General features: G+C 45.4%; 14 protein-coding genes. 2 read left to right on the top strand and 12 right to left on the bottom strand.

What is annotated here, in order from left to right:
• Window positions 1–3 precede the first annotated feature (3 nt).
• Complete coding sequence (locus tag ACE04G_RS28615; protein WP_486095426.1) at window positions 4–747, top strand: nucleotidyltransferase family protein; 744 nt, start codon at window positions 4–6, stop codon at window positions 745–747.
• Between the two features lie 283 nt (window positions 748–1,030).
• On the opposite strand, the gene ACE04G_RS28620 is transcribed toward ACE04G_RS28615, so the two are convergent.
• The gene (locus ACE04G_RS28620; protein WP_449003858.1) at window positions 1,031–2,071 is read right to left on the bottom strand and encodes a SepM family pheromone-processing serine protease; all 1,041 of its coding nucleotides are present in this window, start codon (window positions 2,069–2,071) and stop codon (window positions 1,031–1,033) included.
• A 232-nt stretch (window positions 2,072–2,303) separates the two neighbouring features.
• On the opposite strand from ACE04G_RS28620, the gene ACE04G_RS28625 reads away from it, so the two are divergent.
• On the top strand, window positions 2,304–3,632 hold the full coding sequence (locus ACE04G_RS28625; protein WP_221824207.1) for a nucleoside recognition domain-containing protein: 1,329 nt from the start codon (window positions 2,304–2,306) through the stop codon (window positions 3,630–3,632).
• Here the strand turns inward: ACE04G_RS28625 and coaD are convergent.
• The 11 genes from coaD to ACE04G_RS28680 form a co-directional block, all read right to left on the bottom strand.
• The gene (gene coaD, locus ACE04G_RS28630; protein ID WP_085981453.1) at window positions 3,610–4,116 is read right to left on the bottom strand and encodes a pantetheine-phosphate adenylyltransferase; all 507 of its coding nucleotides are present in this window, start codon (window positions 4,114–4,116) and stop codon (window positions 3,610–3,612) included. The two genes, ACE04G_RS28625 and coaD, sit on opposite strands and share 23 nt — an antisense overlap.
• A gap of 1 nt (window position 4,117) precedes the next feature.
• Complete coding sequence (gene rsmD, locus ACE04G_RS28635) at window positions 4,118–4,726, bottom strand: 16S rRNA (guanine(966)-N(2))-methyltransferase RsmD (RefSeq protein ID WP_036609474.1); 609 nt, start codon at window positions 4,724–4,726, stop codon at window positions 4,118–4,120.
• 302 nt (window positions 4,727–5,028) lie between these two features.
• A complete protein-coding gene (locus tag ACE04G_RS28640) occupies window positions 5,029–5,463 on the bottom strand; it encodes a hypothetical protein (RefSeq protein ID WP_449003859.1) in 435 nt (144 codons plus the stop codon).
• Window positions 5,464–5,590: 127 nt separating this feature from the next.
• Window positions 5,591–5,875: a hypothetical protein gene (locus ACE04G_RS28645; protein ID WP_486095321.1), complete on the bottom strand. Its 285-nt coding sequence runs from the start codon at window positions 5,873–5,875 to the stop codon at window positions 5,591–5,593.
• Window positions 5,876–5,982: 107 nt separating this feature from the next.
• Complete coding sequence (locus ACE04G_RS28650) at window positions 5,983–6,288, bottom strand: hypothetical protein (protein WP_017689244.1); 306 nt, start codon at window positions 6,286–6,288, stop codon at window positions 5,983–5,985.
• A gap of 170 nt (window positions 6,289–6,458) precedes the next feature.
• The gene (lacZ, locus tag ACE04G_RS28655; protein ID WP_449003861.1) at window positions 6,459–9,506 is read right to left on the bottom strand and encodes a beta-galactosidase, LacZ type; all 3,048 of its coding nucleotides are present in this window, start codon (window positions 9,504–9,506) and stop codon (window positions 6,459–6,461) included.
• A 158-nt stretch (window positions 9,507–9,664) separates the two neighbouring features.
• Window positions 9,665–10,495 carry a carbohydrate ABC transporter permease gene (locus ACE04G_RS28660; RefSeq protein WP_036609483.1) on the bottom strand — a complete coding sequence of 277 codons (831 nt, stop codon included), beginning with the start codon at window positions 10,493–10,495 and terminating at the stop codon, window positions 9,665–9,667.
• Window positions 10,488–11,378, bottom strand: a complete 891-nt coding sequence (locus ACE04G_RS28665) for a carbohydrate ABC transporter permease (protein ID WP_036610887.1) — start codon at window positions 11,376–11,378, stop codon at window positions 10,488–10,490. The genes ACE04G_RS28660 and ACE04G_RS28665 overlap by 8 nt, the downstream gene beginning before the upstream one ends.
• A 141-nt stretch (window positions 11,379–11,519) precedes the next feature.
• On the bottom strand, window positions 11,520–12,803 hold the full coding sequence (locus tag ACE04G_RS28670; protein WP_397376294.1) for an extracellular solute-binding protein: 1,284 nt from the start codon (window positions 12,801–12,803) through the stop codon (window positions 11,520–11,522).
• 348 nt (window positions 12,804–13,151) lie between these two features.
• A complete protein-coding gene (locus tag ACE04G_RS28675; RefSeq protein ID WP_339184005.1) occupies window positions 13,152–14,921 on the bottom strand; it encodes a cache domain-containing sensor histidine kinase in 1,770 nt (589 codons plus the stop codon).
• An 18-nt stretch (window positions 14,922–14,939) separates the two neighbouring features.
• Window positions 14,940–16,487: a response regulator transcription factor gene (locus tag ACE04G_RS28680; RefSeq protein WP_221824214.1), complete on the bottom strand. Its 1,548-nt coding sequence runs from the start codon at window positions 16,485–16,487 to the stop codon at window positions 14,940–14,942.
• Window positions 16,488–16,642: the final 155 nt, after the last annotated feature.

A 16,642-nucleotide genomic window follows, 5' to 3' on the forward strand; every position in this document is an offset into this window, starting at 1 on the left:
CTGCTGGAGCAGCCCAACAATTCGCTTGGGCTGCACTACCTGATCGCGCTGCAACGACTTGGCAGCGCGATCCAGCCCTTTACGGCGGCGCGTACCGGTGCCGCGTATCATGAGGCGACGCCCGGGCCGGGGGCGATCGCCAGTGCTACAGCCGTCCGCCGCCTGCTGATGGCGGACGGACCCGATGCCGCCGCACCATACGTGCCGGCGACAACCCTTGCCATTCTGCATCGCGAATGGCAGGAAGGGCGCGCTCCCATACACTGGGAGCGCTTTGCACAGCCGCTGTTGCACCTTGCGGCCACCCGCCGTGCCTCCGAGCTGGAACGCATCGCCGAAGTCACGGAAGGCCTGGAACACCGGGTGAGCCGTTCACTCGCTCAGCTCCCGGAGCCTTCAGTCGAAGCACTCCTGAATGCAATGAAGACCAAACGATACACACGCACCAAACTCCAGCGTATGCTCGCCCACCTGCTCCTGAATCACACCAAAGCCGAGTGTTCACCAGAGCAATTGGCTGCCGGACCCGGATATCTTCGAGTCCTCGGATTTAATACTCAAGGACAGAGCCTGCTTAAACAAATGAAGAAGACGGCATCGCTTCCTGTTGTGCTGAAACCGTCGACGTTCACACACAATCAACTTGAACTGGATATACAAGCTCAGGTTGCGTATGGGCTCGCTTGCGAGCATAAGGACACACGCAAGATGTTCAGTGACTACTATGAGTCGCCTGTGAGACTGTGATCCGCTTTTGACCATAAGGCTTCATCTCTATGGAGCTTTTTAATCCATCATCAAACAGATCATTGATATCCACTATTCGTTACTCAACTATACAATTTTAAAAAATCCCCTTGCTGCACGCCACTCAGGCACCTCGCAACAAGGGGATTTCCTTATTAACTTCTGTTGATCTTCTCAAATCTCTTGATCACACTTCATTCCACTGTAATCAATTATTCGAATTCATCCGTACTTTATCCATCCCGTTCAACGTTGGCTCGATCTCTTCCCGCCCGATGATAACCTATGATTTCACGGACAAGGTTTTCAAATAAGCCAGCGCATCATCCACCGTGCTCACAGGCACAAGTTTCATTTTGGTGCCAATCTGTTCAGCCTTGGCTGCTGCTTCCTTATAGTTATCCTTCGGCACAAAGAAGATCTCGGCTTCTTTTCGGTCAGCGGCTACAATCTTGTGCACTACACCACCAATGGCACCCACCACACCGTCCTTGGTAATGGTGCCTGTACCCGCAATTCGATGACCCTTGGTCAGATCTCCAGGTGTTAACTGGTTATAGATCTCCAACGTAAACATCAAGCCGGCAGACGGACCACCAACCTGAGTATCTGTGAAAGAGATCTGTTTGTTCGGGTCTTCAGCTTTCACCTTCTGAACCGCACCGATCATTACTCCGAGTCCCGAGCGGGCTTCACCCGTTTTACTGTCTTTTACCTGAATCAGTTTCACGTCCCGGCTAATGGTCTCCCCACCACGTTCCAGTTGCATTTCGACCGTATCTCCGACTTTTTTATCTTTTAACTGGGCAGAAAGCACCGTATTATCCGGCGTAGCTGTTCCATTCACTCCCAGAATAATATCGCCCGGAGCAATATCTCCTTCCGGTTTTGGGTCTTCGGACAGTCCAAATACGAAGATATGTTCAGGTACAATAGAGTACGTCACACCAGCCTGCTCATATGCAGCCTCCATTGCGGAGGATTGTGAGTCACTCATGAACCACACCTGTTCGGCAGAGTATTCCGCTTCGCTTTTGCCGCGCAGTCGGTCTTCCTTTTTATCCACTTGAGCATTTTTATTGAACAGAGAGGTTCCTAGCAAAAACACATTGGCATATGTTGCCGACACGGTTGTCATCATGAACACACCGCGTTCTTCCTGGTCTCCACCCTTAACGGTTACCATTGGTTTTACTTCATCTGCACTGCCAGGCATATATATGATATACGGCGTTGGCATGTACACGGCAACATAGACGACCAGAGCCACCACGATCACAAAGATCGAAGCTCTGAATCCGCCAGATTTCCGAATCCGATTCATCGCATGAGCCTCCGTTCTTTGTATCTCTATAATAAGCGATCGTAATTCCATCCTGTTTAATCATTTTTTTCAAGTCTAACACTCTGGTCCTTGTGCATACAATGGTACAGGCCGGATAGGCCGCTGTATACAAAATCCTGTCCGGTCAAGGCCGAACCGCCCTTCGGGCGTTATTCGGCCGTCCATAATGATTAAGATGCCGAATCGGCGTTATCTGATATGAGGTGAAACGATGACATTACAGAGCGAGGTTAGAGATTCTGGCCCGTTGCGAACGATAATCCTAAGTACTGGCGCTTTAATGTTGGTCATTGCGGTAGTTGCTTCCCCCAAAGAAGCGTTTGATGCCTCTATTCAAGGTCTGGATATATGGTGGAAAATCATCTTCCCTGCCATGCTCCCGTTCCTCATGTTATCCCAAATGCTCACTGCGTTTGGCTTCACCCACGCGATCGGCGCCTTGCTTGGACCGTTAATGCAACGCTGGTTCAGACTTCCAGGCAACGCAGGTCTGGCGATTGCCGTAGGCATGTGCGGCGGATTTCCCGCAGGAGCAGATGCGGTATCCCGTTTATTTCAGGATAGACAAATTACCGCCAAGCAGGCGGTTGTCCTTGCGGCGGCATCTCATTTTGCCAATCCAATGATGATCATTTTGGTCGTTGGTGCTGCTTTTCTCCACCAGCCAGCGGCCGGATATTTTCTACTCGTGGTCCACTGGATCAGCGGCTGGATTGCTGTCATTCTTGCCACACGTCTCCTGCCTGCACCTGGTAACCAGACAAACAAGGTTGGCTCAACAGCCGTACAAGCAGATAACAGCTCTCTTGATTCTCAGCCTGCAAATTCCACAAGTCGCTCATCTGCACCGAACCACGCAACGTTCAAACGACGCAGTATATGGTCCGATATGATGATTGCAGCCAGGGAAGCCCATCGTCGTGATGGAAGGGGATTTGGCAAACTGTTAGGTGACACCGTATCCCAAGCTGTGCAGACCTTGATGATGACTGGAGGATACATGATCGGTTTTGCCGTGTTTATCCGGCTGGTCTCCCTTTATCTGACGCCCGGGTCCTCTGCTGCGCTGTGGCCAGCTTTCTTTGAGCTTCATCTGGGCACCTATCATTTGAGCCAGACTTCACTTACACCCATGCTGCTCATGTCTCTACTTGCAGCCGTTCTGGGATGGGGTGGTTTATGTTCCCATCTGCAAGTCTCTGCTGTCCTGAAAACAACTGGTCCGGGCACCAAATCGATGTTGTACTTTGCTGGAGTTCGCCTGACTCATGGCTTAATCGCCTTTTTCATCAGTCTGTTCCTATGGATGCCGTTCAGCCGTTATAGCACAGAAGTCTGGACCACATTACAGACGAATGCAGAGCAGAACCTCACGACACCATTCGGTTGGCTATTCATACATAGTCCAGGTAACACATACACGATCAACACCATTTGGAGTGTCTTCCCTGTTGCATGCATGGGTCTTGCGTTACTTCTTGCAGTCATGGTTAGTCTATCCGGTCTTACCTTCTGGTTTAACCGCCGGTTTTCTCGCTGATTTTCTGACGGAGCGCAGCTTCCACTTCAGGTGAGACAAGATCTGTAACATCTCCATGATAATGAGCAATTTCTTTGACGATGCTGGAACTTAAATAGGAATATTTGGGATTTGTCATCATAAATATGGTTTCCGCATCTGGGTTCAACTTGCTATTGGTCGATGCCAATTGCAACTCATATTCAAAATCAGTTACCGAGCGTATACCGCGGACGATGACCTGAGCTTCCTTTTGCCGGACGTAATTGGCTGTCAGATCGCGGAAACTGTCCACCTCCACATTGGGTAGATGGCGGGTTACTTCCGTAATCAGTTCTTTGCGTTCCTCCACCGTAAACAGCGGATTTTTGCTCATATTGTTCAACACAGCCACAATGACGCGATCAAATTGCTTCGACGCTCTGGCGATAATATCCAGATGTCCCATCGTTACGGGATCAAAACTTCCAGGATATACGGCGATCCGTTCCTGTCGATGTATCATTTCAGTCATGAGGAGCCTCCTCTTCCGGTGTAATGGATTCTCCATCTTCAACTGCTTCAGGCGCATAATAATAGATGGATACTGCCGTCTCCCCATACAAAGCCTTGCGCGTTTGTTCAAACGGGCCGAATTGCTCAGGGTAATCATGTTTGGATTCATATTCAAGCACGATGGTTGCTTCGGGTTCCAGAAGCTCCAGTTCGTGCATGGTCAGCATTAACTCGTGCCCATTCTTCATGCGATATGGAGGGTCGAGAAACACCAGATCAAACGTTGTGCCTCGTTTTGCGAGTGCCTTCAACGCACGACCTGCATCATTACGATATACGGCCGCCTGGTCTTCCAGCTTGGTCGCCTTCAGATTCATGCGGATAACTTCAATACTTTTTGATTCCAAATCAACAAAAACAGCCTTGTCCATGCCGCGGCTCAGCGCCTCAATACCGAGACCTCCACTGCCTGCAAACAGATCCAATGCTGTGCCGCCCTCAAAATAAGGACCAACCATGCTAAATAACGCTTCCTTCACCTTGTCGGTGGTTGGCCGCGTACCCGTGCCAGGAACAGCCTTCAGCGGCCTGCCTTTTGCACTCCCAGATACCACTCTCACTTGACGAGTCACCTTTTCTCTATGTAAGTTTATTGATACGACTATCGTACCACATTCGGGTTCAGTTTGAAAAATGTGCGGTCTTCATTTCCCTTGGAAAATTGTTGACGAATTGTTGACGCATATGTATAAAAAGGAAACAATCGGGCGATTCTATAATTATCGACATCACAAGTGTCGTAGACAACCGCGGAGAAGACTTACGTTTCCCCATAAGCTCTTCGTCCGGTTTCTCCTCTCCCATGAAAAAGAAGCTCTCGAAAGAGAGCTTCTTTTTGTTGTTTATGTTTTCATTTATTTTGCTAGTTATACTTTTCTTCAAATTCACTTATTTCGGCTTCCTCTTCGGTCTGCAACCATCCAATCTCCCTCAGACACATGCCCATATCTGCAATAAATTCATTTGTGTTTAGATGTTCAATCTTGTATTTCTGTATCTTTTCACTTAAAAAAACATAAAACTCATGGCTTAACACATACCGTTGTTTGCTTTTGCTTAATGTCTTATACCGATCCTCGCTGACCACCAGATCAAAATAGATGACATTCTCCTTCTTCACATGTCTGACCGTCGACTTCCGCTCATATTCTTCAGGAAGACACCTGAAAACAAAGAAGAGTTCAATATCGACTATTTTATATTTGCTTTCTGCTTTATCAAAAACAGGCTGCAACTCATCCGAAAGATTGGCAACTTGCGTTAAACCTGAAGTGTCAGTTGATTGGCCCAGAATCATCACTAAACTCCTCCTTGTTCATTTTCACCATTCATAATGAAACTGAAAAAGGTTGACTAGTGATGTAATCTCCGTCAACCTTTCCTATGTTCATCCTTCTTGTCCCTCATCCCAACGTAGCAAGACCTTACGAGTTCAGCTCTCGATGTTTTCGATTGGAGAGTCGCAAATTAATCAATGGAATGATGAGTACAACAACCGGCAAGAGCAGATTGATCGAACCCGTCTTAATCATCATGAAGGTAATAAACAGCACGGCGAGCCAAGTTATAATCTCCATCATTTCATATTTGGTTAACGTCAGCTTGAAAGCTTTTTTCGAAATGAAACGAATCAAGAAATAAGCGATCAAGCTATAAAACAGGATCATTCCCAAAATTGCAACAAGGATTATGAGGTACATATCCACCATAAAAAATCTCACCCGACCCTTATATCATTTCCTTAATTTTACCATATAAGCAATAGGGTGTCATTCCTAATTCCGAACCAGCGCTTCTTCAAGCTGGCAATCTACGTTTACTTCTCTTCAACAACAATCGTTGCATTATAGATCACAACACGTTTCCCATTGAGATCAAATAATACTTTATTCCCGTATTCCGTATCTTCCACGTCAATTTTGCCATCATAGGTCTGAATCAATTCACCGTTATTGCTGTACACTTTAACAACCCTCTCCAGGCCACCCGAGTTATTGGACCTCATCGTTTTGAGTGCACGTTCACCTGAAGCGGTATTGAAATACCATATGAAACATCCAACAATGATACCCAAGAAGACTAACACCGTCACCCATATACCTGTCTTTGCTTTTTTACTCATCTTGAACCCCCTCTTATGTTTCCTGTCTCGTACATTACGAGGTTGGAGAGAGAACGGTTTCATACAAAGCCTCTCAAGCTGTTCGTTGACATAACAAAACAGAGGCCTCCGATGAGCGAAGACCTCTGTTCTTTATAGAATACATTCTTTATTCTGTACGATTCTTTTACTTACAGTGCACGAATGACAAATTCAAATGTCAGTTCGCCGTCTGAAGGGATCAGGTATTCCGGATGAACCGGAGCACCCCAGCTATCATCACCGCCAACACCCATTTGTTTACCTGCTACAGTCACGACCGTATAGTGCACAGGAGGCAATTCGTACGCATGTTGTGCGTTCTCCAGCTCAAATGCCGTATATGGTGAAACATTCAGCTCAACCGGAGTTCCGGATGCTTCAATTTTGAAGCCACGTCCCACGTTGTCTGTCAATTTGGCCCAACGTACGCCCGTACGGTTGCCTGATTCCTGTGGTACCAGATATGGAGCCATGGTATCAGCTACCTTGCTGCCGTGGATACCGAGACGTGCGCCAAATGCGCGGTCTGCATAGTTTTCTTCGGGTCCCATCGCAAGCCATTCCACGTTTTCGAAGTCAGGTGATGTTCTGAAGGACAATGCATGAATTGGCAGATTTGGCAATCCGGCTGTACCTTTGTACGTATTATGAACACGTACACTTCCATCTGCATGAACGGTATATACCACTTTTACTTGTACATCCTCCGAGATGTTGAGCTTGTACGTGAACTCGATCCGGTATTGATCCGGTTTCTGATCCGCTTTCCACTCTACAGAACGTGGCATCAGGCTCGCTGCATACCAGGCGCCCAGTTCAAAGCCCATCGCCATACCTTTGTCATTATCCGTCATTGCACGCCAGAAGAGTGGTGCAGGTGGTACAGCAATCGTCTCGCGACCAGACAATTTCAGGGAAACCAGTGTCCCAAACTGTTTGGAGAACAGCACATGTGTCTTGCCGGCACGAACACCGATGTTAACGTCACCTTCGATAACTTGTACATCACTTACAAGGTTCAAGTCGACTTCAACTGCATCATTTACCTGATCCTGGGTGAAAATAAACTGTCCAAATGCCACTTCTTCGCCTTTGTCAGCCCACAGTGTAGCTTCTTTTAACACAAATGCAGTGTTCACAGCGTACTCGCCGCCTACCAGAGCTTCTGCACCAAGCGGAAGTTTCACTACCGTCTCGCTTTGGGCATCCACGTTGACTTCCAATGTTCCACGCAGCACTTCATGTCCCTCCCGCTCCAGGCTGTATACCAGTTCCAGCGCAGATGTATCTGCGAACAGATTACCGTTCACGATTTTAACACCTTCACGATCCGGGAACAGCTTGATGTTCTGGTACAGGAATTTAACCTCCTGCATTTTCGCAGTTACTTTACGGTCAGCATGGACGATACCGTTGCCACAGAACGAATAGTCTGATGGACGATCACCAAAATCTCCGCCATAAGCGAGGAATTCTTTGCCGTAACGATCTTTTTTGTAAATCGATTGATCGATGTAATCCCAGATGAATCCACCTTGATACATTGGATATTTGTCTTCCAACTCCGTATATTTGTGCATACCACCAATGGAGTTACCCATGGCATGCATGTACTCACAGCTGATATACGGTTTGGTCGGGTTTGCATTCAGGAATTCCTCAATGTCTGCCGGTTTGGCATACATGCGAGACTCCATATCACTGGTCTCATCGAAACGGCGATCATGGAATACACCTTCGTAATGTACCAGACGTGTTGGATCAGCTGATTTGAAATATTGGGATACTTTGTAGATGACTTCACCACCATGTGATTCATTACCACATGACCAGATCAGAATGGACGGATGGTTTTTGTCACGCTCCACCATGGATACAGCGCGATCCATAACGATATCATGCCATTCCGGTTTGTCCCCTGGAATAACCCATGAAGGCTCAACGGCGCCAAGCTTCTGCCAAGATCCGTGTGTCTCCAGGTTCATCTCGTCAATAACATAGAGTCCGTATTCATCACACAGCTCATACCAGAGACTTTGGTTTGGATAGTGTGACGTACGTACGGCATTCATATTGTTTTGTTTAATCGTACGAACATCCCACAGCATATCTTCCTTCGTAACCGCACGTCCACGACGCGGGTTGAACTCATGGCGATTCACACCTTTGAATACGATACGTTTACCGTTGATGTGCATTACTTTGTCGATCATTTCAAATGTACGGAAACCAACGGCTTGAGGAACAACCTCAACCAGTGTACCCGCAGCATCATATACACGAATATAGAGACGGTACAAGTATGGAATCTCTGCGCTCCACAGGTTCACTATGCCGATATCTTCACGAAGACTTACTTGTCCATCGTTAACTTTGGATTCAAACGTTTTAACGGTATTGCCTTCACGATCACGAAGTTCAGCCTCTACGCGCGCTCCTGCAACCGCATTTCCTTCCAGCTTCAGATCCACTTGCAACGTACCGTTAGTGTAAGACTTGTCCAGATCTGTGCGAACATGAACATCACGAACGTGTGCAGTTGGGACGGTATACAGATACACATCTCTGAAAATACCGGAGAAACGCCAGAAATCCTGATCTTCCAGCCAGCTGCCTGTGCTACGTTGATACACCTCAACCGCGAGTTTGTTCTCTCCATCCTGGAGGAATGGCGTCAGGTCAAAATCAGATGGCGTGAAGCTGTCTTCCCCGTATCCTACGAATTGTCCGTTAAGCCATACATAAAATGCAGACTCTACACCTTGGAAAGAAATATATACCGGATTCGACTCCCAACCTGTCGGCAGGTGGAATGTGCGAATGTAACTTCCAACCGGGTTTTTATCCTGTGGTAATGCCGGTGGACGAATGTCGTTCAAACCATCCCAAGGATATTGTGTATTTACATATTGAATCTGACCGTATCCTTGAAGTTGGATATGCCCCGGAACTTCAATATCATCCCAGCCTTCACTGGAAAAATCGGATGTATAGAAAAACTCAGAACGGCTGTCTGGACGAATCGCATAGTTGAATTTCCACGTACCATTCAGATCATAACGCATGGACATCGCGCCTGAACCTACAGCCTCATCCATCGTTTGGTAATAACGGTGATCGGAATAGGCATGAAGACGGTTCACCTCAAATACACTTACGTCCCCCAACCAGTTGATATCTGCCTTTGTTGCTTTCATCGGCTCTCTCTCCCTTTAAAACGTTATAGTTTGACTTATTCAAGGTTTACTCTGAATTTCCTTTTTGCTTTACATAAACAAAAAAGACAGAGGTACGCCATAACAGCGCCCTCTCTTCTTTCCTGCACCCGTCATTTGCACGGATTATGCTGTTTTCATTACTTCACTGAACCTACCATACCTGCAACAAAATGTTTCTGCATGATGAAGAAAACGATTGCTGTAGGTAGTGTTGCAATAACGATTGCTGTCATGATTACTCCGTAATCCGGAGAATAACCAGCACCGAGGTTCGAGATCAACAGTGGAATCGTTTGTTGGTCAGGTGTTTGCAATACAATGAGTGGCCACAGATAGTTGTTCCAGCTACTCATGAAGGTAATAATTGCTGCCGCTGCATATGTTGTTTTCATGGTTGGCATATAGATTTTCAGGAAGATCCCAAGTTCACTCAAACCATCAATACGTCCAGCTTCCAGCAAGTCTTTCGGGAACATTTTAGTGTTCTGACGGAAGAAAAAGATCAGGAACGCTGTTGCAATGGTTGGCAAGATCACTGCTGCCATGGTGTTAATACCGATAACCGGTGCAACTCCCGAGATTGTTGCAAACATACGATACAGGGGTACCATAATCGCTGCAAACGGGATCATCATGGATAACAACAGGATATTAAACACAATGTCACGAGACTTCGTGCGATATACCTCGAAGCCATAACCTGCCATGGAACCAATAAACAGTGCCAAGAGAGTGGAGACCACAGAGATAATCGCCGAGTTTCCGAGAGCCTGTACCAGATTCGTCGAATCAATCAGTTTGTTGAAGTTATCAATGAAAGCTGAACCCGGTAACAATCTGCCTTTCGTTACATCGACAGATGCATTTGTTGAACTGACCAGCATCCAGAAGAAAGGGAAAATGGATACAAAGGCGACGATGGATAGGAACACATACGTGAAAATCCGTTTTGCTTTAGCTTTAGCCATTTTTATTATCACCTGCCACTTTAAACTGGATGATGGACAATACAATAATCAAGATTACGATGGAATACGACACTGTTGCTGCATAACCGAAGTCCGGTGAATATTTGAACGAAAGGTTGTAGATGTATTGTGAAATCGACATGGTCGCATTACCTGGACCACCTTTGGTAATATTCATGATCTCATCAAAGATTTGCAATGTACCAATCGTTGATGTGATGGACGTGAAGAGGATAATCGGTTTAAGCAAAGGTACTGTGATTTTGAAGAATTGTGTAAAAGCATTCGCTCCGTCAATTCTTGCAGCTTCATAGATCGATTGATCGATGTTTTGCAGGGATGACAGATAGAAAATCATGTTATATCCGGTCCAACGCCAAGTAACGGCGATTATGATCGTAATTTTAGCCCAGAACGGGTCTGTGATCCATTGAATTGGATCCCCAATAATGTGCAAGCCCATCAGGAATTGATTTACCATTCCATCTGGTGCGAACAGATATTTGAATACAACAGAGTACGCTACCAATGAAGTTACACAAGGCAAGAAAATCGCTGTACGGAAGAAGCTCCGAAAACGTAGTGTGCTGTCATTCAGCAATACGGAAATAAACAAACCAAGAATAATCATTACAGGCACTTGAATAATCAAGTAGATAAATGTATTCGATAATGCTGTACGGAATGTTGTATCAACTAACAATCTTTTGTAGTTAGAAAGGCCCGAAAATTCAAGATTGGCTCCTACACCAGACTTGAACGATAAGAGCAGCGCTTGAATCATCGGGTAGAAGTAAAATGCAACAATCCCGACAACAGCCAGCAAAACAAAAGCCCATCCAGTCAAATTATTTTTCTTTTGGAGACTGTCTCCTGTATTCATGGCTTTCACAGTATGGCTCCTCTCTCTCCATGGAACATGGGTAGAACCCACGGAGCCTCTCGCCATATCCGGTTCGACTTGCGCCGGACGTGGGAGACGGCTCCGATGTTTCCTAGGGTTCTATAAGTTACCTTGGGTATCTTAGTTTAATTGTGCTTCAGCTTGTTTTTGTGCATCAGCCAGAACGTCATCGATTGATTTACCGTTCAGGAATGCTTGCATTTCTACAACCAGAATATCTTCAATGGCATAAGTGTTGATACCATAGTTTACGCTTGGAATTTCTTTCGTCCAATTCGCAAAGTCTGTGAAGATTTTTTGTCCGCCGAAGTACTCGTCTGCTTTGGCATACGCGTCACCATCAACTGCTGGTTTGTACGTACCAATTGCGCCGATGTTGTTCAACAGATCTTGATACAATTGTTTGTCAGAACCAAATGTTTTAGCTACAAAATCAGCTGCTTGATCTGCACCAGGAACGTTGTTCATAACATACCAAGAGCTACCACCCAAGTTGGATGCGTGAACAGAGTTTGCTTGACCAGCCATTTTCGGTATTGGAGCTACAGCCCATTTACCGGATTGGGAAGCTTCTTGACGTACAGATGGTGAGAACCAGTTACCTGTAGGAATTGTTGCTACGCTACCGTTATTGGCGTTGGCAACGAATTGACTCCAGTCAGAGTGCAATTTAACAATGTTGGCATCCATCATTGCTTTGTAAGTAATAAACGCTTCTTTCAGAGCGGCATTAGTTGCAATGTCAGGTGTTTTACCATCTTCTGCGGAATACCATTTACCTGCAGTTTGGATCATCATACGAATCAAACCAAGGTCATTCGGGTCAAGAGAAAGAAGCTCTTTACCTGTTTTAGCTTTTACGTCTTTACCAATTTGGATGTAGTCATCCCAAGTGATGTCTTGCAGATCAGCTGCTTTGTAGCCAGCTTGCTCCAGCAGATCTGTTCTGTAGTACAAACCAGCAACGCCGGAGTCAAATGGTACTCCATATTGTTTGCCATCAAAAGCTGTTGGTCCGAGTTTGTAATCTGCAAAGTCGGAAGCCGTGATGTTGGAAGACAGATCTTTGAACGCATCCGGATATGCATTCAAGAAGCTTTGTGAACGATAGTCTTCAATCAGAACTACGTTTGGAAGACCGCTGGCAGTTCCGGAGTTAAGCCCCGTGTTCAGTTTCTGGATGATATCAGCTTGAGCGTATTCAATGATGTTGATTTTCACATCAGGATTTGCTTTTTGATATGCTTCTTTTGCTGTTTCCATTGCAGCTACGTTAAAAGCTTTGTCCCAAGCCCAGACTGTAATTTCGTTTGTTTTTTCGTCACCACCACTAGCAGAATTACCTCCGCCACCGGATGAACATGCGGACAACAGCAGTACTGTAACGAGCATCAATACCCACATTTTTTTCAAAACATTCAACTCCCCTTCGACCTCTTTGTGTGTAATTTGTTTACGTTTTCTGAAAGCGGTTGCTTTCGATGTATTCATCTTATCATTCCCATATCTTCATTCGTTAGTAATAATTTTGTACGGATTTGTCATCTTATTGCCACAATGAAAACCTTTACAGAAACCGTTTGCATTAAATTTGGCTTTTTGTAATTTCTTTTGATTTTGTAATTTCTTGATCTTGAAATAGTACAAATATGTATTTTACTTTACCTCTGACACGCGAAAATCCCCCGCCTCTGTAAAAAACAGAAGCGAGGGATCTCGATTTTAGTGTATTCAATCGAATCAGGTTTCGATTCAACTCGTGATTAAAGGCAGTGTAACGGTGACTCTCGTTCCTTCCCCAACCGTACTCATAATGGTGACACCATAAGGTGAACCATATAATAACTCAATACGGTCATGTACGTTGCGAATACCAATACCACTGAATAGTTGACGATTGTTCTTTGGATTGGGCAACGTTTCTCCCATGACAAGCCCTTCAATTCCATCACCATTGTCCATAATCTCACAGATGAGTGATTCTCCCGCTCTGGAAACCATGACATGAATTGTACCCATTTCTTTCTTGATGAATCCATGGAAAAATGCATTCTCAATAAACGGCTGTATGACCAGCTTCGGTACATGGTAATGTGTACAATCCGGAGCGACGTAGAAAGCTGCTTTAATCCGGCCTCCATATCTGACGTGATTAATGAAGACATAATTTTTCAAATTCTCGACTTCTTGTTCCACTGTAACGGTCTGACTCACATCACTAATTGTATTCTGTAGTAATCCGATCAGCGCATTAATGGTCTCCGCTGCCCTGTCCTTGTTACCTTGTTGCACCAGAACTTTGACAGAAGCAAGTGTGTTGTACAAGAAGTGCGGATTAATCTGACTCTGTAAAGCTGCAAGTTCTGCGTTACGTTGTTCATGCTGGGTCTGCACTAATTGATCCACATAATCATGCAACTCATCAAGCATGTAATTGTAAGCATGACCAAGCTGCCTGCTCTCGTAGCTTCCACTCACTGGAATATAGTTGTCCAGATCACTTTTCGTAATATTGGACATCTGCTTCACAAGTCTGCGCAGGGACTTGGTAATCTGGCTGGTGATGAGAAATACGAGAATAAGAGCCCCTACAACAATTGCTGCACAGATTAGGGCAACCGTCTTCATGTCGATGAGTTGACCCATCGCCAGATCCTTATCCACGACATTGACAATGTAAAACCGATAGAACGGTAAATACTCCGATAGAACAACGCTATCCTGATCCATCACACGAGCATTGATACTTCTCGGAGACGTTTTGTTCATTTCTCGGGCATAGGACAGCAAATCCAGCTGAGTTGTCCCAATCCAGTCTTCACGATTCGAAGATACAATCTCACCTTTTTCGTTCATAATAACCACGTCATTGCCTCGACTAGTAAAGCTGGCATAGAACTGACGGAACGCCTCTTCTCTCATCGTGACATAAAGTGTACCGTATATTCGGCTGCGGGTCCGATCCGTCAGTGCTTTCGTGGCAGAGATCATCTGCTGACTTCCGACCGTTGCATCGTTTTGGTAATCATCAAAGATAAGACGACTCGGCGTCTCAGCGGCTTCCACCGTGATCGGTTCATCTTTCAATTCATCCACTGACATCTCAAGGTGAGCACGATTGGTGGAATAACTCCGCCCATTGATCCCGATAATCGTTATCCCTACTTCATACGATTCCGTTATCGATTGAACGCGGTCCATCGTTTCCCGCATATTATAGAAGGATTTGGCCATCGTGAGGGAATCGGCATCACCTTCGGACAGGAATCCTCGGATCGATCCACTCTGCGTCACATTATTCGATACGGCAGCAATGGCCTCATTAAAGGATTCAAAATTTGTTTTGATCTGATTAAGCACCTTGGAATTTGTGATACTGAACGTCTCAGTAAACAGATTGGTTGACATGTGAATGGTCGTCCATAAGATGAGTACAGAAACGAGGACAATACTGACCACCATAACCAGAAACAACTTGGGAAACAATCCGAGACGAGATAATCTGTTCATCCATTTCTTCATGATCTTATCCTTCTGACTTTATGCCCAGAATTTGCGCCGGTATCGGCTTGGTGATAATCCGGTGAATTTTTTGAACACTTTGCAAAAGTAACTATGATCGGAATAACCTACCATACTGCTAATCTCAGAGATCGTTACATCATCGGATCGTAGCAGTTCCTCGGCTTTTTCAATCCGAATTTTATTTAAGTATTCATTAAATCCTTCTTTTTTGTGAGATGAGAAATAACTGGATAAATACGATGGATTAAAATGAAAATGCTTGGCTACTTCAGCCAGCCCGAGCGGCTGATCAAAGTGCTCATGCATGTAATCCAGCAGCATCTTCATGTTGGGATCACTTCGTTTTGCACCCGCACCAACGGTGCACTCCTGAACTTCCGTCATGAATTGGTCAAGCACAGTCATCACTTCGTCCAGACTCGAAGCACCATCCACATTTTTAAAATACGTATATTTGCTCTCTTCCAGCCCCGCAGACTGGACATCCATATCCGCGAGGGTAATGGTCACGTTAAAGATCAAGTTACCGAGAAATGATTTGATCTCAAACACATCGGCAATATAATCCCGTCCAAGTGTTTTTGCATGATCCTGTAAATACTCCCTTGCCGCTTCGACCCGGTTACGCTTCACATGCTGCAAAAACATATTTACATTAAACTGGTAACCTGCGGGATGCATTGGAGGCAGTTCACCATACACCAGGATTGGTCGATCCTTATAATAGAAGCGATATTCAATCAGCTTAATCAGGCGTTCCCGGTAAACAACACCCATCTTTTCAAATGAAGTAAAGCTTTCACTAAGCACCCAACCAGGACTGCCTTCTCCTGCTGCATTTTCACTGGCCAACTGTCTGATCCGTTCAAGCATCCATTCATCTCTCGCAGGATCGACATTAAGAAGCATCACAGGTAATGTACCCTCTGCGGGAACCATTGCACATTCTACTTCAGGCAGATCACTGCGGAGCTTGGATTCAATCTGTTCCTGATCCATCTTCAGTGGATTCCCTCCAGCACCCACGGGTTTATACACCAGCAAGCGAAAGGATTCATACGGAAAGGTATCTCGAATGATCGGCATTTCGCTATCTTCATCCAGTGTGAATCCGGACAGCATCTTCTCCATCAGTTGCCCAAGTCTCCAACCATCATGCGACGGCTCGAACTGTAACTCCGGAATTTTACCCGCTGTGCGTTGAAGGACCTCCAATAATTCATTTGTATCCAGCTTTGGTTTCAGTATATAATCGGCTGCCCCATGCTGAAGCGTAGAACGTACATACTCGAATTCACTGAAGCTGCTAAGTACAATAACTTCAATCTGCGGATTACTGGCTTTTAGTGTACGGACAAACGTTTCTCCATCCATGACAGGCATGACAATATCGGTGATCACAATATCCGGTTTTAACAGGTTCACCTGCTGTAATCCTTCTTCACCGTTGGAAGCTTCACCCACAATGTTAAATCCTTCCGCTTCCCAGTTCATATGGTGCTTTATGCCCTGCCTTACCAAGAACTCATCGTCAACAATCAGCACCTTGCACAACCGGTTCATGATCGCGACCCCCTTGTCTAATCTTTCCTCTATATCTGTACAGGCTATACCAACTATTATATATCGGTTATAAACACTTTCCAGTGTTAGCGGTTACATTAATTTTAAATTGATTGTACATCTTTTTATATCCTAAAACGATCCTTTAAGCAATG

The sequence above is a fragment of the Paenibacillus sp. AGC31 genome (genome assembly GCF_057334655.1).

Coding starts and splice junctions, on each gene's coding strand:
- ACE04G_RS28620 (WP_449003858.1), bottom strand. CDS start 2,071: ATGAATCGGATTCGGAAATCTGGCGGATTCAGAGCTTCGATCTTTGTG.
- ACE04G_RS28625 (WP_221824207.1), top strand. CDS start 2,304: ATGACATTACAGAGCGAGGTTAGAGATTCTGGCCCGTTGCGAACGATA.
- coaD (WP_085981453.1), bottom strand. CDS start 4,116: ATGATACATCGACAGGAACGGATCGCCGTATATCCTGGAAGTTTTGAT.
- ACE04G_RS28640 (WP_449003859.1), bottom strand. CDS start 5,463: ATGATTCTGGGCCAATCAACTGACACTTCAGGTTTAACGCAAGTTGCC.
- ACE04G_RS28645 (WP_486095321.1), bottom strand. CDS start 5,875: ATGGTGGATATGTACCTCATAATCCTTGTTGCAATTTTGGGAATGATC.
- ACE04G_RS28650 (WP_017689244.1), bottom strand. CDS start 6,288: ATGAGTAAAAAAGCAAAGACAGGTATATGGGTGACGGTGTTAGTCTTC.
- lacZ (WP_449003861.1), bottom strand. CDS start 9,506: ATGAAAGCAACAAAGGCAGATATCAACTGGTTGGGGGACGTAAGTGTA.
- ACE04G_RS28660 (WP_036609483.1), bottom strand. CDS start 10,495: ATGGCTAAAGCTAAAGCAAAACGGATTTTCACGTATGTGTTCCTATCC.
- ACE04G_RS28665 (WP_036610887.1), bottom strand. CDS start 11,378: ATGAATACAGGAGACAGTCTCCAAAAGAAAAATAATTTGACTGGATGG.
- ACE04G_RS28670 (WP_397376294.1), bottom strand. CDS start 12,803: ATGTGGGTATTGATGCTCGTTACAGTACTGCTGTTGTCCGCATGTTCA.
- ACE04G_RS28675 (WP_339184005.1), bottom strand. CDS start 14,921: ATGAAGAAATGGATGAACAGATTATCTCGTCTCGGATTGTTTCCCAAG.
- ACE04G_RS28680 (WP_221824214.1), bottom strand. CDS start 16,487: ATGAACCGGTTGTGCAAGGTGCTGATTGTTGACGATGAGTTCTTGGTA.